The sequence below is a fragment of the Gilliamella sp. CG13 genome (assembly GCF_046635805.1).
Lineage (GTDB): Bacteria > Pseudomonadota > Gammaproteobacteria > Enterobacterales > Orbaceae > Gilliamella > Gilliamella apicola_I.
The window spans coordinates 753646-774086 of sequence record NZ_JBIDFM010000001.1; the positions used below are offsets into that span (position 1 = coordinate 753646).

Annotated in this window: 22 protein-coding genes; 18 read left to right on the plus strand and 4 right to left on the minus strand. The window is 34.2% G+C overall.

Annotated elements, in window-relative coordinates; translation table 11 throughout:
* Nucleotides 1-3 precede the first annotated feature (3 nt).
* The 7 genes from ACGH6R_RS03435 (at nt 4) to ACGH6R_RS03465 (ending at nt 5398) form a co-directional block, all read left to right on the plus strand.
* Entirely contained in the window at nt 4-825 is an 822-nt protein-coding gene (locus tag ACGH6R_RS03435) for a hypothetical protein (RefSeq protein ID WP_411598906.1), read from the plus strand.
* A gap of 1 nt (nt 826) precedes the next feature.
* On the plus strand, nt 827-1075 hold the full coding sequence (locus tag ACGH6R_RS03440; protein WP_411598907.1) for a tautomerase family protein: 249 nt from the start codon (nt 827-829) through the stop codon (nt 1073-1075).
* Nucleotides 1056-1733: an HAD family hydrolase gene (locus ACGH6R_RS03445; protein ID WP_411598908.1), complete on the plus strand. Its 678-nt coding sequence runs from the start codon at nt 1056-1058 to the stop codon at nt 1731-1733. The genes ACGH6R_RS03440 and ACGH6R_RS03445 overlap by 20 nt, the downstream gene beginning before the upstream one ends.
* Before the next feature lie 54 nt (nt 1734-1787).
* Nucleotides 1788-2969 carry an acetyl-CoA C-acetyltransferase gene (locus ACGH6R_RS03450; protein WP_411598909.1) on the plus strand — a complete coding sequence of 394 codons (1182 nt, stop codon included), beginning with the start codon at nt 1788-1790 and terminating at the stop codon, nt 2967-2969.
* Nucleotides 2970-3451: 482 nt separating this feature from the next.
* Nucleotides 3452-3547, plus strand: a complete 96-nt coding sequence (locus ACGH6R_RS03455; RefSeq protein WP_411598966.1) for a hypothetical protein — start codon at nt 3452-3454, stop codon at nt 3545-3547.
* 25 nt (nt 3548-3572) lie between these two features.
* Entirely contained in the window at nt 3573-4364 is a 792-nt protein-coding gene (locus ACGH6R_RS03460) for a serine/threonine protein kinase (protein ID WP_411598910.1), read from the plus strand.
* A gap of 29 nt (nt 4365-4393) precedes the next feature.
* Complete coding sequence (locus ACGH6R_RS03465; protein WP_411598911.1) at nt 4394-5398, plus strand: aldo/keto reductase; 1005 nt, start codon at nt 4394-4396, stop codon at nt 5396-5398.
* Nucleotides 5399-5680: 282 nt separating this feature from the next.
* Here the strand turns inward: ACGH6R_RS03465 and ACGH6R_RS03470 are convergent, their stop codons facing one another.
* From ACGH6R_RS03470 to ACGH6R_RS03485, 4 genes are all read right to left on the minus strand, one after another.
* The gene (locus tag ACGH6R_RS03470) at nt 5681-7276 is read right to left on the minus strand and encodes a bifunctional aspartate transaminase/aspartate 4-decarboxylase (protein WP_411598912.1); all 1596 of its coding nucleotides are present in this window, start codon (nt 7274-7276) and stop codon (nt 5681-5683) included.
* Nucleotides 7277-7305: 29 nt separating this feature from the next.
* Nucleotides 7306-9006 (minus strand): aspartate-alanine antiporter, encoded by a 1701-nt coding sequence (aspT, locus tag ACGH6R_RS03475; RefSeq protein ID WP_267359133.1) that lies wholly within the window; start codon nt 9004-9006, stop codon nt 7306-7308.
* A gap of 387 nt (nt 9007-9393) precedes the next feature.
* Complete coding sequence (locus ACGH6R_RS03480; protein ID WP_267351626.1) at nt 9394-9792, minus strand: hypothetical protein; 399 nt, start codon at nt 9790-9792, stop codon at nt 9394-9396.
* Nucleotides 9793-9829: 37 nt separating this feature from the next.
* Nucleotides 9830-10897 carry a class I SAM-dependent methyltransferase gene (locus tag ACGH6R_RS03485; RefSeq protein ID WP_411598967.1) on the minus strand — a complete coding sequence of 356 codons (1068 nt, stop codon included), beginning with the start codon at nt 10895-10897 and terminating at the stop codon, nt 9830-9832.
* Nucleotides 10898-11049: 152 nt separating this feature from the next.
* On the opposite strand from ACGH6R_RS03485, the gene ACGH6R_RS03490 reads away from it, so the two are divergent.
* The 11 genes from ACGH6R_RS03490 (at nt 11050) to ACGH6R_RS03540 (ending at nt 20438) form a co-directional block, all read left to right on the plus strand.
* The gene (locus ACGH6R_RS03490; protein WP_267351630.1) at nt 11050-11769 is read left to right on the plus strand and encodes a beta-ketoacyl synthase chain length factor; all 720 of its coding nucleotides are present in this window, start codon (nt 11050-11052) and stop codon (nt 11767-11769) included.
* Nucleotides 11751-12545 (plus strand): lysophospholipid acyltransferase family protein, encoded by a 795-nt coding sequence (locus ACGH6R_RS03495; RefSeq protein WP_267351631.1) that lies wholly within the window; start codon nt 11751-11753, stop codon nt 12543-12545. The genes ACGH6R_RS03490 and ACGH6R_RS03495 overlap by 19 nt, the downstream gene beginning before the upstream one ends.
* Before the next feature lie 26 nt (nt 12546-12571).
* On the plus strand, nt 12572-12835 hold the full coding sequence (locus tag ACGH6R_RS03500) for a phosphopantetheine-binding protein (RefSeq protein WP_065559113.1): 264 nt from the start codon (nt 12572-12574) through the stop codon (nt 12833-12835).
* Nucleotides 12836-12839: 4 nt separating this feature from the next.
* Complete coding sequence (locus ACGH6R_RS03505) at nt 12840-13088, plus strand: acyl carrier protein (protein ID WP_267351635.1); 249 nt, start codon at nt 12840-12842, stop codon at nt 13086-13088.
* 222 nt (nt 13089-13310) lie between these two features.
* Nucleotides 13311-13664, plus strand: a complete 354-nt coding sequence (locus tag ACGH6R_RS03510; RefSeq protein ID WP_267351637.1) for a hypothetical protein — start codon at nt 13311-13313, stop codon at nt 13662-13664.
* Complete coding sequence (locus ACGH6R_RS03515) at nt 13634-15019, plus strand: AMP-binding protein (protein ID WP_411598913.1); 1386 nt, start codon at nt 13634-13636, stop codon at nt 15017-15019. The genes ACGH6R_RS03510 and ACGH6R_RS03515 overlap by 31 nt, the downstream gene beginning before the upstream one ends.
* Entirely contained in the window at nt 15012-15389 is a 378-nt protein-coding gene (locus ACGH6R_RS03520) for a 3-hydroxyacyl-ACP dehydratase FabZ family protein (RefSeq protein WP_411598914.1), read from the plus strand. Before ACGH6R_RS03515 ends, ACGH6R_RS03520 begins: the two co-directional genes overlap by 8 nt.
* Nucleotides 15380-17131: a glycosyltransferase family 2 protein gene (locus ACGH6R_RS03525; protein ID WP_411598915.1), complete on the plus strand. Its 1752-nt coding sequence runs from the start codon at nt 15380-15382 to the stop codon at nt 17129-17131. The genes ACGH6R_RS03520 and ACGH6R_RS03525 overlap by 10 nt, the downstream gene beginning before the upstream one ends.
* Nucleotides 17121-17537 (plus strand): acyl-CoA thioesterase, encoded by a 417-nt coding sequence (locus tag ACGH6R_RS03530; protein ID WP_065559108.1) that lies wholly within the window; start codon nt 17121-17123, stop codon nt 17535-17537. Before ACGH6R_RS03525 ends, ACGH6R_RS03530 begins: the two co-directional genes overlap by 11 nt.
* A gap of 2 nt (nt 17538-17539) precedes the next feature.
* Nucleotides 17540-18145 (plus strand): outer membrane lipoprotein carrier protein LolA, encoded by a 606-nt coding sequence (locus ACGH6R_RS03535; protein WP_411598916.1) that lies wholly within the window; start codon nt 17540-17542, stop codon nt 18143-18145.
* Between the two features lie 4 nt (nt 18146-18149).
* Complete coding sequence (locus tag ACGH6R_RS03540; protein ID WP_411598917.1) at nt 18150-20438, plus strand: MMPL family transporter; 2289 nt, start codon at nt 18150-18152, stop codon at nt 20436-20438.
* Nucleotides 20439-20441 lie beyond the last annotated feature (3 nt).

Genomic DNA, 20441 nt, shown 5'->3' on the forward strand with positions numbered 1-20441 from the left:
TTTGTGTCAAAATTCCAATTAATTCCAACAACTCAAGGTCCCTTATATCCGCCTTCTGAAGTAGTTAATAAGCACGGTAACTTTGTTGTTGTGCTAAATTTAATCAAGGAGGATAATGCAATCTCATGGGGGGGGGCCAAAAAAAGCCAATTACCCAAATTTGGGGAAACAAGTGCTTATACAATTCTTGAAGAATTAGATATTAAAAACGAAAAAAGACTCGCAGAAATAGAATTTTTTTCATTACCACTTTCACTACCTTTAAATAATTATCCAATAGTCTTTGCACCGAAACAATGCCCTAATCCTTCACAAATCCAACGCTTTAGTCTTCCATTAAGTAATGGTTATATCTATGACTATCGGGAAAATGACGGACTTCGAAAACTCAATAAAATTGTACTGAGTGATTGGTTAAAAGCGCAAGGAACACTTGATGTAACCATTGATGGTTCCGTTGCTAGATTTGATTTTTGTTTTAAAAACTTAATACCAAATAGCCTTTACACCGTAATGAGCTTAAGAGAAAAAGATCTTAATCCGCAAGAATTAACTCGCCCTGGGCCTTTAGGAATTCCTAATGTTTTTGTGACTGATAGTAACGGTTTTGCTAACTATTATGCCATTTTGAACAATCCTTTTCCAAAACATGAAAAAGACAGTAATCGAATTATCAACGTCATTGTCCTGTTCATGAGTTCACAACAGTCTTATGGCGGTGCAATTGGATATTTCGGATTAGGAGGCGATGTCCATGCCCAACTCAAATTGAGTCAAATAGATTTATTTGACCATTTAATTACAACCCCAATTAAGGAGAAATAACATGCCACATTTCAATATTATCAGCTGGCCGATATCTGATGATGAAAAAGCTAAAAAATTACTCGAAGAAATAACAGTTGCGACGCAAAAAATTTTAGGTTGCCCTATCGATAAAATCTCGATTAGCCTTCAAGAAGTTTCCCCTTCACGGTGGTCAGATGCAGGCGTGATAGGAACTGATCCTAACTTTCTAACCAAAAGCAGGGCTTATATAAGTAAGGACGCTGAGCATGATGCAAACAAAAAGTAATACAAATCAAGCTATAGCTGCATTTTTTGATGTGGATGAAACACTTATAACGATCAAAAGTATGTTTAATTTTTTTGAATATCTGTCTGAAGTAAAAAAACTTCATGATCTCAAAGTTCAATTTGATGACGCATTCAAACAAGCAAGAGCTAACAATCGACCAAGAGAAGAACTCAATTCCATGTACTACCAATTACTTTCGGGTATGAGCATGGATGAACTATTTTCAATCGGTAAGATTTGGTTTGAGCAAAATGTTGTCAACAACAATGCCTTTATTCAAAAAACAGTTGATCGTTTACATCAACATCAAACTAGAGGCGAACGAACAGTATTTGTTTCTGGGTCAATGCTACCGCTTTTAAAACCGATTGCTGAATATTTAAAAGTCGATGACATTTTGTGTGTTAATCCAGTTGTTGACCAACAGCGAATTTTAACAGGTGAAATTACAGGGATACAAACTATTGGAGCGGGTAAAGCCACCGCAATCGAAAAATTTGCCTTAGAACAAGAAATCGATTTAAGCAGTAGCTACGGGTATGGAGACGATATTTCTGATTTAAATATGTTGTCTTGTGTCGGTCATTCTGTTTACGTCGGCGATCATCCTACGATGTTACAACTTGCCAAACAAAATAACTGGCAAGTTTTATGATTTAAAAAAAGCAATGTTAAAGATAATTAACATTTAGATTGGAGAAATTTTAATATGGAAGAAATTGTAATTGTAGCAGCCAATAGAACCGCTATTGGAGCATTTCTTGGTAGTTTTGCTGACATACCAGCAACAGAATTAGGCGCAATGCTCATTAAAAATATGCTAAAAGAATCGAATATTCCTGCTAACGAAATCGATCAAGTCATTATGGGACAAGTTTTAACCGCTGGTTGTGGACAAAATCCAGCAAGACAAACAGCGATCAAAGCAGGTTTACCCGAAAAAGTAACGGGATTAACGGTGAATAAAGTCTGTGGTTCGGGTTTGGTGGCTATCAATTTAGCTGTTCAAGCAATTAGAAATGGCGATGCGCAAATGATCATCGCAGGAGGACAAGAAAGCATGTCAACCGCAGCGCATGCTGTTAAAGGAATTCGTAAAGGTAACCGTTTAGGGAATTCGGCATTAATTGACACACTCGTTCATGACGGATTAACCGATGCCTTTCATCAGTATCACATGGGGGTAACAGCTGAAAATATTGCAGAAAGTCATCATATTACTCGTGAAGAACAAGATATTTTTGCACTGTCCTCGCATCAGAAAGCCTTAAATGCAATACAGAATAATTGTTTTGCCAATGAAATCATTCCAATAACTTTAGCCACCAAAAAAGGGGAAGTCGTGATTGATAAAGATGAAGGACCGAGAGAAACAACACTGGAAAAATTATCAACATTAAAACCTGTCTTCAAAAAAGAGGGAGTTGTCACTGCTGGTAATGCATCATCCCTTAATGATGGTGCAGCAGCAGTAATAGTATGCAGTAAACAAAAAGCAATGTCTTTAGGATTAACACCTATGGTCACGATATCTGCTTTTGCCAATACTGGTATCAATCCTTCTGTAATGGGGCTGGGTCCGATTAGTGCCATAGAAGCTTGTTTGAAGAAAACAGGTATGTCTATTGATGATGTCGATCTGTTTGAATGTAATGAAGCATTTGCTTCGCAATCTTTAGCTGTCCAAAAAGTATTAGCGTTACCTAACGATAAACTTAATGTTAACGGTGGTGCAATTGCATTAGGACATCCAATTGGTGCATCAGGTTGTCGTGTCTTGGTTACACTTATACATCAACTAATATCACAGAAACTCAATGTCGGTATCGTAGCATTATGTGTCGGTGGTGGCGAAGGTGTAGCAATGAGTATTCATCGAAACAAAAGATAAATCAGATTATGAAATCATTACAGAAACAAGAATAAATAATCATAAGTATTCTTGTTTCTGTCGTAATCATTGTAATTTTGGTCGGTTCAGTTTATATCAGACAACTCATTTTTCAGAAAATTTCAAAATGTTTTAATATTGATATTTTAGATGCAAGAAGTATTTTTAGATTATCTTATTTTTTTATGCTATGTACTTTTTTTATTTATGGTCCTTTATCAAATTAAGTATCAACAAAATTATTAGTGGTGTTTGGAAGTATTGAGACCATTATTTGTCTTGGTATATCCAGTATCGACGAATTCTTCAATCTCTATTTAATCATTATGTCATTAATAGTTTTTTTGCATCGTCAGTTCCGGCTACATTGTTTGCCTATACAGCTAAGAATACACCTAATGAAAATTTCCTAAAGCAATGGGAGTAATGATTTCCGCTTTTAGTGTCGGCATTATTTTTAACCGTTTACTGATGTCAATGATATAGGCAATGCCATTGTATTTTTATTCAGTAAAAAAGCTGGTTATATCAACGGTGCTTCAATCAATCTTGATGGTGGAGCATCAATCGGTTATTAAAACAATTTTAAGGAGAATACCTATTATGAAAAAATTTTTACTATCTACCCTCATTTTTATCTTTTCCACTTTTTATGGAGCGATGAGTATGGCCCAATTAAAAACTGTTTCTAAGTCATTTAATGCTCCTACTGGGATTGCCTTTGACAGTTCTGGGGCGATGTATGTGACCAATTGGTCTGGTAATTCAGTGGTTAAAATAGATACTAAAGGCAACAAACAAACCGTTTATTCGAATATTTCCTCACCCGCTGGAATTGTCATAGATAAACAAGATAATATCTATGTATCTTCTTATAGTGATGATTATATTTTAAAAATTACCGCAAATGGAGAAGCTCAAAAAATTTCTGACGGTTATCATACTCCGACAGGCATTGCATTTTCAAATTCTGGAAATTTGCTTATTACCAATCGTTCGACGGGTGAAATAGTATCACTCAATTTGAACAGTGGTCAGAAAGAAATTATCGTACGAGGATTATCTACTCCAGTCGGCGTCACACAACTTCCTGATAATAGTTTAGTGGTTTCTCAATATAGCGGTCGTTTAACAATGATTGACCCGAATGGCAATAAAACTGAGTTAGGTAGTGGATTTACTCGACCAGGTGTTGGTATTGTCACTGTTTCGCCTAGTGTGGTTGCGGTAATTGATAATGGAGCCAATATGGTACGTCAGATTGATGTAAAAACTAAAAAATTAGATACATTAGTTTCATCGTTATCAGGTGCTGTAGCATTAGCTTTATACAATAATCATTATTATATAGGAACATGGGGAGATGGAGCGGTATATAGGTTTAATAATGATTAATTATGACGGACAAATTGGAGAACTTTTAAATGCATAAATTACCACAAAGAACGTTAGGCTCAGATATTAGTGTCAGTGCAATAGGTTATGGAGCTATGGGACTGAGTGAGTTCTATGGCCCTACTGATGATCAGCACTCAATTAGGTTGCTACATTCCGTTGTGGATAGTGGCATAACCTTGATTGATACAGCTGATATGTATGGTCGTGGGCAAAACGAATTACTCATTGGAACATTGCTAAAAGAATTAACTTCATCACAACGAGAACAAATATGCATTGCAACTAAATGTGGAATAGATAGAAACAATACTATTGGCTATGAAAGAAAAATAAATAATGCTCCTCAATACATAAAATCATGCTGTGAAGCATCTTTAAAACGATTAGGTATTGAACAAATCGACCTCTTTTATATTCATCGAATCAATCCCGAAAACCCCATTGAGGAAACAATGGAGACGATGGCAACATTAGTAAAAGAGGGAAAAATTAAGCATGTTGGTCTTTGTGAAGTACCTAAAGATTTATTAATCCGCGCACATTCAGTCTTTCCAGTCGATGTTGTTCAAACTGAATATTCACTTTGGACTCGGGATATTGAAGATAATCTATTACCGCTATTAAAAGAGTTAAATATTGGACTGGTTCCCTATTCTCCGCTTGGGCGTGGTTTTTTGACAGGAAAATATCAGTCAGGAAAAGATTTTGCAGACGGTGATTTTCGTAAAACTAACCCAAGATTTTTAGATGCGAACATAGAGCACAACAAACTCCTATTAAATGCACTAAAACCGATGACAATTAAATATGATTGTACAAGTGGTCAAATTGCTTTAGCGTGGTTGCTTGCGCAATGGGAAGGTGTTGTTCCTATTCCTGGTACAAAACAAGAAAAATATTTGTTCGAAAATGTTAATGCCTGTTTTGTTACGCTTGAAAAAGAAGATCTTACCATTCTCAATGATTTAAAAAATCGTATTGATATTAAAGGAGACCGCTATACACCAGAAGGTATGAAAAGTATCTTTTAAAAATACTCTGACTGAGCATTGAACAATGAGAGCCTAATGTTGCTTTATTGAAACAATCAATCAGCAATATAGGTAACAGGTGATACACAATTATTGCTTAAATATTATTTTTATACCGCATAGAGATAATAAAAATCATTAAAAAATAATCAGTTTGGAATATCCATAAACGCTATTTTATTTTGTTCATTATTAAAATTTTGATATTAGATATTAAATAAAAAAAAAGCCCGAATAATTAGGGCTTTTTATGTGATTTATTATAACGATTAAGTTCGTTTTCTATTTTTTCTTGCCTTTGTATTCATCATAATACTCTTGAGCCAGTTTACGCATCGATAAGCCAATTGCCGCATATTGATACTCATTTAAGTTAGCTAATGAGGCACGAGCTGAAGGATGTTGTACAGCAAACCCTTTACCCGGTAATAGCACCACACCCGCTTCATCAGCAATTCTAAATAGCAATTCAGAAGGATTTTTATTTTTAAGAATCCATTTTGCAAATTTATCATCATAAAGTTCACGACAAATGTGTTCAAGGTCGATTAGCGTATAATAATCAACACTGTTTCCATCTGTTTTATGTTTCAGACCCACATGCTGATATAGCGAAGCCGCACGACGACGTATTAATGTTTTCAACGTTGTTTTATAGCTCTCATCCGTGTCCATCATTTCACAAAGTGCAAATAATACCATTTGCACTTGTTGAGGTGTTGAAAGTCCTGCTGTATGGTTTAATGCAACTGCACGACTGTCAGCAACTAAACGATCAATAAATTTGAGATTTTCAGGATCGGTAACAATTGAGCTATAACGTTTATTTAAAACTTGTTTTGCTTTACTTGGCAATGATCGAATTGTTTTATCAATGACATTATCTTGTGCGGTTGCAATTACCCCTAAACGCCAACCGGTTGCCCCAAAATATTTAGAGAATGAGTAAACTAAAATGGTATTTTTAGGGCAAATAGCAAACAAAGATTGGAAATCATCGGCAAATGTACCGTACACATCATCCGTTAAAATAATGAGATCAGGACGTTTTTTAACAATATCAGCTATAATTTTTAAGCTTTTATCATCAATTTTTACGGATGGTGGATTGGAAGGGTTAACAAGAAAGAAAGCTTTAATAGCAGGATCTTCTAATTTGCGTAATTCAGATTCAGGATACTGCCAATTTAAATTAGGATCCGAATTAATTAATACTTCAACTAATTGATAATCATTTAAGGCTGGAATTTCAAGATAAGGGGTAAAAATTGGTGCACCAATTGCAATTTTATCGCCATTATGAATCAAACCATTTTCTTTCATCGAATTGAAAACATAAGCCATGGCGGCTGTACCACCTTCGGTTGCAAAAAGGTCGATATCATCGATATTTAGATAGCTTGCCCCCATTTGTCTTAACACATAGGATTTGACGACTTTTTCGCTGAACCGTAGCATTCGATCAGGAACAGGATAGTTACAACCTAAAATTCCTTCTATCATTTCTTGTAAAAATGCATTTTCATCAAGACCAAGTTGATCACGAATATACGAAAATGCTTTACCTAAGAATGGAACACCAGGGGTATTGTAATTTTGACGAATAAAATGCTCAAAACGCCCTGTTAATCCATCTTTAATTGGAAAACCACCTACTCCTTCATTGAGATAAGAATAAGACATTTCTGATTCTTGAATCGCAAAAACACCAAGCTGGAAAAAAGCTTGACGCGGCCAAGTTGCTAAAAAATTAGGATTACCTCGTCCTGCATTTAACATAGCATGATCAGGATGGCTTTGGGCAAGTTTAATTAAGTTATCTTTTAATTCAAAAGGACTTAAATTAGCATATTTTGCGTAATCTGATTTGTTCTTCATAATCTTTTACCTTTAATTTGAGTATTTGCTTAAACAAAAGCCACAACCAATGGACCTAATAAAGTTAGGAATACATTCGCCAGTGCGTAGGTAATAGCAAAAGAATTAGTCGGTGTTGAATTGCCTGCTTTATTTAGCACTTCACCAAAGGCTGGATTAGCACTTCGTGAACCCGCTAAAGCACCGGCAAATACGGCAGAGTTTTTATAACCAAGTACATATTTACCAAAATAAATCGCCAGTAACATCGGTAACAGAGTGACCACAACTCCGATTAAAAACAGTGATAAACCTTGTTCTTTAATGGTATCGATTGCTTGAAGACCAGAACTTAAACCCACGACAGCGACAAAGCCTGCTAAACCAAAATCTTTTAAAAGTTGCAAAGCGCCAGTTGGAATATTGCCTACGGTTTGATGGAAAGATCGATACCAACCAAATAAGAGACCAGAAAGTAATGCACCACCACCTGCGCCTAGGGTAATTGGAATATCGCTAACACGAATTACAATTAATCCAATAATCAGCCCAACGACAAGACCTAAACCATGAAATATCCAATCTGTTTTTTCGCTTTTGGTAATCGGTGCACCAATTCGATCTATAACACGTCGAAGATCACTATCCGCCCCATAAATGGTTATCACATCACCTAGTTTTAAAACAATATCATTGTTTAATGGAAGGCTTTGACCATCGCGATGAATCGCAACTAAATAGATACCATGTTTTAAACTGATTACTTCGTCAGATGAAAGTACTTGTGTTAAATTCTCACCAACATAACGAGAATTACGCATTTCAACATCTTGAGTATTCATCACCACATCCATTCCTGATGCAGAATTAATTTCTGTACCCAAAAGATCATTCGCTTGAATCATGGCATCACGGTGACCAACAACTAAAATAATATCTTTAGCTTTAATCACTGTTTCAGGTGTTGCCTCAAGAATTTTATTGCCTCGTTTTATTCGTTCAATGCTAATGCCATTTACCGTTTTTTCAATATCAGAAACACTTTGATTGATCTTATTTGTCACCCGATACAAACGACCACTAATATCAGATAAAGCAAAATTTTGATTAGCACCTAATAACATCGAGCCATGAAGTTGTTCAGCCTGCGCCTTAATTGCATCATCGCTGATATCTCTACCCATGATTTTAGGTAAAATATTAACACAAACAATAATGGCACCAAGGGAACCAAAGATATAAGTTACAGCATAGCCAATGGTAACATTACCTTGTAAACGACTTAGCTCTTCTGCGCTTAAACCAAGCTGAGTTAACGCATCAGAAGCAGTACCCATAATAGCAGATTGTGTCAATCCCCCTGCGGCAAGACCGGCTGCCAACCCTTTATCTAAATCGAATATTTTTGCTAAAACAACGACAGTCACAAAACCTGCAACCGCAATGAAAAGTGCTAAAAAGATTTCTCGTAATGTTTTAATACCTAAAGATCGGAAAAACTGGGGGCCACTTTCAAACCCAACAGCATAAATAAATAGTGCGAAAAGTACCGCTTTAACGCCAGCATCAACAGTTACACCAAATACACTCAGTGCTACAGCGACAAGCAATGAACCGGCTACGCCACCCAGCTGAAATTTACCGATACGAATCCCACCAATTAAATAACCTAAACTCAATGAGAGAAATAATAATATTTCTGGTGAGTGTTTGAGTCCATCTAAAATCCAATTTGAAAGCCATTGAAACATAATCATTGTCCTCAAGTGCTAAAATGATGAATTAAGAATATATGAAAAGATATAAAAAGGAATTTGAAGAATATTCACTAATTTTTATGAATACATTAATATATTAAACTGCTATTTAAAGAATAGAAAGTTAATTTTAACAATTGATATCATCGTTAGAAAAATGGTAAAAAATTTTTTTTGTTCCTTTTTGAAAATAAGGAATTTTTACTGTAATAACTTATTTAAACTAATTCGAGAATACTTTAGAAGATTAGTGCGTTATCATAAAAAAATGATAACGCACTAAAATAGGTAATTATTAAGTTCACAATAAAGTGAGCTTAATTTTTATCAATTTTGGACAAATTTATTTTGAGATTAAATTCCATTCCAAATTGATTTTATTTACTGGACTTTGAAGATATTTTGGCGAATTCTATAATCTAGATCATTGACCCAACGATTATAGTTACGATGAACTTCACCCTTCTTATTAATTAAATTTGGGCTAACTGATTTATATTGAATTTTATAGCCTTCCGAAGAGAAATTGATATTCATGGTAGCTTCATATTTTAGATTTAATAACGATGCACGAATATTGTTGTTATCAATTAAATCTAGTTTCCAAATACCATATCGAGTATCACGTTTTTTATTCACCGCTAAAATAGCATTTTTAACCTGCTCTTTACTCAAACCTTGCGATGATGACTCAACTGTTCTTGGTGCCTCATACTTATTGGCACAACCAAATAATAGACAGATAAAAAAAGTGGCTATTATCAACTTAAAAAACTTCATTTGTTTACTCCTTGAATAAAAGTGATTAATTTTTGATTTAACGTTTTTTACAAATTAACAACGTATGTCCATAACCTAAGCCATCAATATCTTTTTCAACATGAAACCCTGCTTCATTTAAACATTGATAAAATATTTTAGAATGGTAAAAACGACTATTGCCATTTGCTAAACAGGTGAAATATAAAGACGAGGCATTCAGACTTAATGCACCGGCCTCAAATGTCTGCCTATCCCAAAACAAATCCATAATGCAAACCGTTGCATCATCTTTCATACTGCGATGAATTAGTGTTAAAATGCGAGTAATTTGTTCACGACTAAAACAGTCAAGAAACTGACTCATCCACCAAACATCAGCTTGATTGGGTAAAATCTCATCTTTCAATAAATCAACTTCAAAGCCCTCAATCCGATCAGATAAACCAGCTTGTTGAATATTTTGCTTGGCAACATGAATTTGCTGCGGTAAATCCAAAAGCGTTATTCTAATATTCGGATTTTGTTTAGCACAAAAAAGTGCCCATTTACCGGTATTGCCACCCACATCATAAATATGCTTTGGATTTAATTGTTCAATATGTGAAAAAGCGGCAGGAAAGGAATGATCAGAATAGAAATGGTCAAATTCAAACCAGCTTTTTTTGGCTTTTTCAGGTAACACTTGTAAGGCAGGATATATGGTTGACCAATCACCAAAAACTTTTAAACCTTCTGGTTTTCCCGATTCAAGAGCAGATTGAAGATAGCGCATGCTTTCATAACAAATATCTTGAGTAAAATTAAGATTAACTTTCGTCATTTTGTCATGCAATAAATAATGACCAATTTTTGCCAAAAAATAACGGGAATGCTGTTGATAAATGACATGCATACTTAAACCAATATCGAGTAATAATTGAATTGCATATTCAGATAAATCAATCTCTTTAATGATTTTATCAACCGTTATTCCGTCAGTACTTGCTCGGTCTATACTTGCTAATATTCCTTTATCTCTCATACAAAGGACAGCTTGAAATAAAATAGGCGAAAATGCGATTTTTTGTGCTTCCGTTATCGCCTCTAACGCAGAGTATTTATCTTCGTTATATCCATATCTAATGTTTTCTTGTCCAGTCAATCTATTGCCTTTTTGTTGATTTAATGTATTGTATTAGTAAATTATCCGTTAAAGGATATTTTTTTGTAATAATATTACAAAATAGTGTTAAGTAAAGAATTAAATAATTAAAATGCTAAAAAATTGAAATAAAAATGAATTTTTCTTTTACCATTGAAAATTGGTTTGCTTTATCTTCTGGTCTCTCAACAAAATCTGACTGGGAATTATGGTCAACATCTTTTAATCATAATTGGGATATGCCCTTACCAAAAACGAAAAAAATACCGATGATGCAAGCCCGTCGAATGAGTATGGGCTCTCGATTAGCTGTGGATGTTGGACTTGAACTGATTGACAATCATCATTTGGATTTAGCGATTTTCACCAGCCAACATGGTGAATTGGAAAGAACCCATAAAATCCTAACTTCGATGAATCAAAATCATGATATTTCACCGACCGATTTCGCACTTTCTGTGCATAATACGGCATCGGGATTAGTCACTATCATCAGTAATAGAAGTATACCTATTAGCTCAATTTCTGCACACAATGACAGCTTTCAACAGGGGTTAATTGAAGCATTTTCAATCTTACATCATGGTAACAAAAAGGTCTTGCTTGTCGATTTTGATGGTTTTGTTCCAGAAACCTATCAAAAACAGATTAATTATCATGTTCCTGCTTATGCCGTTGGCTATATATTAACAAGCGGTGATCAATTAAGTTGTCAAAGCATCGATAAATCATCACAGGTCTACCAACCTATTTATCCTCAATCAATCGCTTTTTTACACGCTTATTTGTGTAAACAAAAACATTTTATTATTCAAGGAAATTCTCAAGATTGGCAATGGACATTAAATCAGTAACCTCAAAAAAAATCTATACTTTAAATCAATGTTGGCGATTATTCGCAATAGCATTTGGTTTCCTATTGTTTGGCGTTTTTGGTTTTGTTGTCTTATCAATTTTTTGGTTTAGTTTATTAAGACTAGCTATTTGGAATAAAAACGACCGAATAACAGTTGCTCAGTATAGTATAAGTATTTGCTTTAAAATTTTTATCGGCATTATAAAATCATTAGGGATTATTCAATATCAATTTGATGGACTAGAAAAACTGAAACAAGATAAAAATTGTCTAATTGTGGCTAACCACCCTTCTTTGCTTGATGTGGTACTGTTAGTTTCTGTTATGCCACGTTGCGATTGTTTAGTCAAAGGCGCATTATTAAATAACGTTTTTATTAGTCGTATTATCAAAACAGCCGGATATATATTAAATGCGGAATCGGAAAAGATATTACCACAATGCCAACAAATATTATCCAATAATGGGCGAATACTCATATTCCCAGAAGGAACTCGAACCGTTCCAGATCAACCGATGAAATTACAACGAGGTGCAGCAAATATTGCATTACGTTGCCATGCCGATATTCGGCTTATTCATATCCAGTGCGATCCTCCTTTTTTGATAAAACAACAAAAATGGTATGACATCCCTATCAAAAAAACATCATTCAACGTTACGGTTGGTGAAAAAATTTCGATTGATGATTTTGTCGAGCCAAATACAACCGTCGCAGCAAGAAAATTAACACGATATTTAACCTCTGTCCTGATTAAGGCTGAGAATAGTTAAGTTATAGCAAAGATAAAGGTACTTTAATGGAACAACTACACAATGAAATTAAAACGTTAATAATTAATGTATTAAATTTAGAAGACATCACTCCTGAGGATATAGATACTGAAGCCCCCCTATTTGGTGAAGGCTTAGGCTTAGACTCTATTGATGCGTTAGAACTGGGTTTAGCAATCAAAAACCAATTTGGTATTGTATTATCCGCTGAAAGTGATGATACCAAAAAAATGTTTTATTCTGTTAAAACATTAGCTGATTTTATCGTGTCTCAACAACAAGGAGCCTAAATATATGGACAAGCAACAAATTTTTGAACAAGTTCAATCTGCACTTGTACAACTTTTCGAATTATCGCCAGACGATATTAAACCCGAATCAAAACTTTTTGAAGAGTTAGATCTTGATAGTATTGATGCTGTTGATTTAGTCGTTCATCTACAAAAAAAGATTGGTAAAAAAGTTGATCCTGAGACATTCAAATCGGTAAGAACAGTCCAAGATGTTGTTGAAGCAGTAAACAAACTAGTTAATAATCAATAATAAAATAATAATATGAACAAAGTTAAGTCAATAATAAACAAGATAACCAATATTTTATTTGTCTTTTATCCATTTATTATTTACTTATCACTACACTACCAACATGTTGAATTAGCTATTTTTTATTTGATATTTTTATTTGTTTTTAGGTTAATTACATTACCAAAACTATTTTCAAATATTAAATGGCTAAGCATAGTTGTAACATGTTTTGGGTTATTGTTGACCGTAATTAGCTGGCTATTTTCAAAATATCAACTCCTACTGTTTTATCCGGTAGCCGTTAATTTGATATTTTTTATTGTATTTAGTTACTCATTAACTCAACCACAAACAATAATTGAAAAATTTGCCAGAATGAACAATCCACAATTACCCGATCAGGCTATACGTTATAAACGTAATGTGACTATTTTTTGGAGTCTATTTTTTATTTTTAATGGCTCTGTCGCCTTAATAACATGCTTACTTGAAAACATGTATTGGTGGACAATTTATAATGGCTTAATTAGCTACCTTTTAATCGGAATTTGTATGGGAATGGAATGGCTAATCCGTCAAAAATTTCAACGTTAAATCTATTATCACAGCAGTTACTGCGATCAGAACAAGAAGTTATCGCATTTAGACACAAACAACCTTTAACCGTTGCGGATCTTAAAACCAAAGTATTCGAAATTTGCCATGCATTAAAACACGATAATAACCAATTATGGGCATTATCAATGCATGATAGTTTTAATTTCGTAGCGGGATTATTGGCATTATTTTATTCAGGAAAACAGCCTCTACTCCTTAATCCATCTCATCAAGAGATGCACCAATACTACACCGCTCTTTTAACCGATAACGAGCTGAATAGCAGTCAATTTATCGATAAGAAGATCATCAATATTAATCAATTACCATTAGCAAATTTTTGCAATGAAAAACAGCAATTAACTTATGATTTTAAACAACAGACATTAACGCTCTTTACCTCTGGCTCAACGGGTCTGCCAAAACCTATTGAAAAATCGGTTTATCAGTTACAACATGAAATTGAAATACTTAATAAAGATTGGGGAAAATCAACTTCTGATCTTGTCATTGCATCTGTGTCACATGAACACATGTACGGATTAACGTTTAAAATCATGTTATCACTGTGCTGTAAAATACCCTTTGTTTGTGAACCCGTGCTTTATCAAGAACATTTGGCAACATTCAAGAATAAACGTATTATTTACATCACAACTCCATCGATTATTAAAACGTTAGATAATCATTTACCCGTGATAAACTGTGATAAAGTGATTTCATCCGCAGGTAAATTAAGTTATCAAGAATCACAATTTTGTTTCGAAAATTTAGGCGTTTTACCAAATGAAATCTATGGTTCAAGTGAAACCGGTATTATCGCTACTCGACAACAAACCCAGCCGAATACGCCATGGACGCTTTTTTCTTCTATGCTAATTGAGTATGATCAACGTTGGCAACAAGCCATTTTATACACGCCATTATTAGATCAACCTGAAGTTCTGAATGATAAAATTAAAATAGTCAGTAATAAGTACTTTCATCTATCGGGACGGAAAGACAAAATAATTAAGATCTCTGAAAATCGAGTTTCACTTACCCATATAGAAAATAAAATTAATCAACTTAACGAAGTTGAACAGGTAATAATTATTCCATTAGAACAAAATAATCGAACAATACTTGGTGCCGTTATTCAATTAACGCCAAGCCATAAAAAACTTTTGCAAACCTACAGTCATTTAAAATTAACACAATATTTTCGACTTTTATTGAAAGATACATTATCATTAATTGAAATGCCCAAAAGATGGCGATTTGTTGAGTTTCTTCCTAAGAATTCTCAAGGAAAATCCAGTTACATTGAATTAAAAGCATTGTTTAATGCGTTAAAGAAGAATAATGAATAAAAAATATGTAAATGAAATAATAACCAATGTTAGCGAAATAGATCATTTGACTAAAACTGAAGCAAGCATTGAATTTACTGTTCCAGATGATCTTTTCTGGTTTAAAGGACACTTTCCGTCTCAACCATTATTACCGGGCGTTGTTCAACTAAACTGGGCGATTTATTATGCTAATCAAATCTTTGGTAGAAAATTTAATCTAATATCAATCGATCTTGTCAAATTTCAATGCCCTGTTTTGCCTAATGATCCTATTATTTTAAATTTAGTTTGGCATAAACAATCCAATAAACTTGAATTTAACTATACTATTACCAACAATAATAGTCATAAAGTTGCTAGTTCAGGAAAGCTAACCTTATGTCAGTAGCGTCATTACATCCAGCAACAGATTATTGCTTTGTTATTCCTTGTTATAATCATAGCCAAACGCTATCAGACGTACTTAAACGCATTGAATCTTATCAATTAACTTGTATTTTAGTCGATGATGGTAGCGACCCCGATGCAGCGCAGCAACTTAAACAAATCACGAGCCAATTTACTTGGGTAACCTTAATTCATTTACCGATTAATCAAGGTAAAGGAGCGGCGGTTATGGCTGGGTTCAATTATGCTTTAAATCAAGGCTATACCTATGCGATACAAATCGATGCAGACGGACAACATGATACCGACATTATTGCCGAATTGATTCATCAGTCACAATCAAATCCGTATGCACTTATCTCGGGTTGCCCTGTTTATGATAGCTCTGTTCCTAAACATCGGCTCATTGCCCGATATATTACTCATTTTTGGGTCTGGGTTGAAACCTTATCATTTTCAATTAAAGATAGCATGTGCGGATTACGTATCTATCCTTTGCAACAAACATGTAATTTAATTGCGCATTATCAAATTGGAAAAAGAATGGATTTTGATACAGATATTATGGTGAGGTTGTACTGGCAAGGTATGCCATCGATTTTTGTTCCTACTCAAGTCACTTATCCTGAAAATGGGATTTCACACTTTAAACCATTAAAAGATAATTTACTCATCACATGGATGCATACCCGATTAGTTTTTGGAATGTTGCCACGTATCCCAACATTAATTAAACGAAACACATCCCAAAAGGCTTCACCGTCACATTGGTCACAGATAGAAGAAAGAAAAGGTCTTTGGGGAATCAAATTGATCCTCAAACTTTACCAAATTTTTGGCAAAAAAGTAGCAAAAACGATCATGTTTCCGGTTATAAGTTATTTTTGGTTAACTGGAAAAAAACAACGTCAAGCATCAAAAAACTATTTGCAACAAGTTAAACAATTTTATGAAAATGTCCCGTTAGTTGATAAAAAACAACTGACTTCTTTTCGGCATTTTCAGCGTTTTGGCGATTCACTCTTAGATAAATTAGCCAGCTGGCAAGGGGATATCAACATTCAAGATATTTATTCATCCAGCAAACAAATATTTTTCGATTTAATAAATGAAAAACAAGGCATAGTGTTAATCTGCTCACATCTCGGTGACATAGAAATGTGCCGAGCCATTGCAGAATGTTCACATGATGTAAAAATTAATGCATTAGTGTTAAAAAAAAATGCCGCACGATTTAACCAAGTATTAAAAGAAGTCAATCAAGCCTCAACCTTTAATTTAATTGAAGTTGATAGTTTAGGGCCAGATACAGCAATCTTACTTAAACAAAAGCTTGAAGCCGGTGAATGGGTCGCTATTGTGGGTGATAGAACATCAAGCAATCCTCACCAAAGAATTCAAGAAAACAGCGTAATCTGGGCTGATTTTTTGGGTAAACCAGCGCCATTTCCTAAAGGTAGTTTTGTTTTGGCATCAGCTTTAGGTTACCCTGTCTATTTAGTTTGGGGGCTGAAACCCAATGGGCGTTATCAAGTCTATTTAGAGCATTTTGCTGATAAACTGATTACATCAAGAAAAAATCGCCAAGCTGAACTTGAAATGATCATTCAAAACTATGCAAAAAGATTAGAATATTACTGCCTTTTATCCCCTTTAGACTGGTTTAATTTCTTTGATTTTTGGCAATTCAGTCAACCCGATCCCAATAAATTAAATATAAGAAATAAAAGCAATGAAAAATGATTTGAAACACAGCGTAACAATTGAATATACCACTTCATTCCATGATACAGATGCAATGGGAGTGGTATGGCATGGTAATTATCTAAAATTTTTTGAAAAAGCAAGAGAAGCCCTATTCCAAAAATTTAATTACGGTTATCAAGAAATGATCGACTCTGGCTATTTGTGGCCGATTGTTGATACGCGAATAAAATACATATCGCCGACGATAGCAGAACAAACATTAAAAATCGTTGCTACCTTGGTAGAATACGAACATCGGATAAAAATTAATTATCTCATTTTAGATGCTAAAACCGAAAAAAAAATGACATCAGGCTATACCATACAAGTTGCCGTTTCTGCTTCAACACAAGAAATGAGCTTTATCACCCCTCAAATTTTCTTAAATCAATTTGGATTATAAAAATGAATAAATTTATTGCGCTCCTATTGACTACCCTTGCAATATTTTTTTCAAGCCTAACTTACGCTATCACACTTAATGAACTGCAACACCAATTCAGTAAAAATGAGGTGATTCGAGCGGATTTTACGCAAAATCGTTATATAAATGGATTATCCAATCCGCTTCATTCAACCGGAAAGATGATTTTATCCCAAAAATGGGGATTATGGTGGCAACAACAAACACCCTTTACGATGACTTTGAAAATGAATAATCAAAGAATGGAGCAACTCATCGATGATCAAACGCCTCAAATTATTACCGCTGAAAATCAACCTCAATTATTCGAATTTAACCATTTGCTAACAGCTATTTTCACTGCTGATAAACAAAAGTTAGAAAATAACTTCATGATAAATTTGTCAGAACAAGAGCATCAATGGACACTTATCCTTACCCCCAAACTTGCGCCATTGAACAAAATATTTAAAGAGATAATTCTGACTGGTCATAAACATTTAAATACGATAACACTCAATGATATGCAACATGATAAAACAGTGATCACTTTTTCAAAACATCAAACGGCTAATTTGACAGAACATGAACTATCATTATTCAAATAATTCAATGAAATCAAAAAAACGAGCTTTTTGGTGGCTGTTAGTCGTTATGGGTTTAATGCTTGCGCTCGGTTATCTTATTTTGAATAGCAAACTTAACAGTAGTGTCCTATCACTGTTACCGAAAGAACAAACTCACGATGTGCCGACAGAACTTATTAATGGATTTCAAGACAGGCTTGATAAACAACTGGTTTGGTTAATCAAATCGACAGATCCCCATAATTTAGCCCCCATAACATGGTGGTACCAAAATCTAAAACAACAGTCTTTCATCGCTGAAGTTAATGGGCTAATTGATGAAAATTTTCAGCAAAATTGGGGGACTTTTACTTATCAATATCGTTATCAATTATTGGATGCAAAAACCATTGAACGACTTAAAACTGGTACTCAATTTAGTTGGATTCAAAGCCAACTTTATTCGCCATTTAGTGGTGTTAGTGCAGCCGAACTTAACCACGATCCCTTATTACTTACCCGTTCATCTCAACTAAATCAACTAAGTGACACGCATCATTTAACAATAAAAAATAATTGGCTAGCAGCCCAAGATGCACAAGGTGACATTTGGTATATGATTTATGCCGAATTAAACGGTTCATCGTTTAATATGAACGCTTCACATCAAATGGTGACACAACTTAATTTGTTAGCTGAACAGTTAAAAACAAAGTGGCCTGATACTCAAATTTTAAAACGGGGCGTACTGTTCTATAGTGATCACGCAAGTACTGAGGCAAAAGCAGATATTACCACGATTGGCAGTTTATCCATTATTGGCATTATTATATTAATGATTACGGTATTCCGCTCTGTCAGACCTGTTTTTCTTTCATTGTTATCAATTTTTATTGGTATGATTTGTGGATTAGTTGCGGTTCTCTCAATATTTGGTGAAATTCATATTATGACACTTGTCATGAGTACCAGTATCATTGGCATCACAATTGACTATTCTTTGCATTATCTAACCGAGCGTTTGCTTCATGGCAACCGTGAATCAGCAATATGCAGTTTAAAAAAATTAATTTCTACATTGTCCATTGCATTATGCACCAGCTTTATTGCCTATCTTATTTTATTAATTGCCCCATTTCCTGGTTTAAAACAACTTTCTGTTTTTGCTGTATTTGGGTTAACCGGTGCATTTTTAACAGTCGTATGTTGGTATCCTTTTTTAGTTAAAAAATTACCTGTTCGTGAACAAGTTGGTCAACATTTATTAACATTTTGGCTTCAACTTTGGCAATCGAGCGTGATGCAATGGGGCATGGTTATTTTTGCGTTAATCTTTATTGTTTATGGATTAAAACATTTAAAAGTTGATGATGATATTAGTAAATTACAAACTTTGCCAGCCGAACTACAACAACAGGAAAAACAGATAGTGAGTATTACACACCAATCAAACGAACAAAAGTGGTTTATTGTTTTTGGCGATAATGCTCAACAAACATTACAGCGGCTTGAAAATTTTATCCCGCAATTAGAACATGCAAAACAACAAGGCGTATTTACACAATATCAAACGATTAATTTGCCTTCTATTAAAAAACAGCAAAAAAATGTTGCGCTAATTCAGCAAAATGCCCCTAAAATCCTAGCTTCATTGCAACAATTAGGAATTAATGCAAATACACCAAACATTGTGCACCCTATTGATGTTATCACCCCCGAACAATGGCAACAAAGTGCAATTAGTCAAGGTAGAAAGTTACTCTGGTTATCATTAAAAGATGGGAAAAGTGCAACATTAATTCCCATTAGTGGTATTGAGCAATTAAGTGAACTTAAGGCGTTATCCAAACCAGATCAAGGTATTTATTGGTTAGATCGCCGTTCAGAATTTAATACCATGTTTACCCATTATCGAATCCATTTATCACAATTAATGGTTGGAGCCGTATTAATTATTTGTTTGTGCTTTATTTTTTATAATTTCAAACAAGGTTTAAAATTTGCGTTAAAAAGCACATTACCTACACTGTTATCAATTGGTATCGCGCTATCGGTACATGGTATAATAGGGCAAACAATAAATTTATTCTCAATGTTAGCACTGATTCTTGTCATTGGCATCGGTATCGACTATAGTCTATTTTTAAGTAATGATAAAAGCCAAACTCAAAGTGCACTATTGGCAGTGACTTTGGCTGCCTTAACAACATTATTATCGTTTGGTCTACTCATTATTAGCCATACTAGTGCAATTATGGGATTTGGTTTAGTTTTAACAAGTGGCATATTTGGCGCTTTTTTATTTGCTCCACTTGTTATAAGAAATAAAACATAAAAC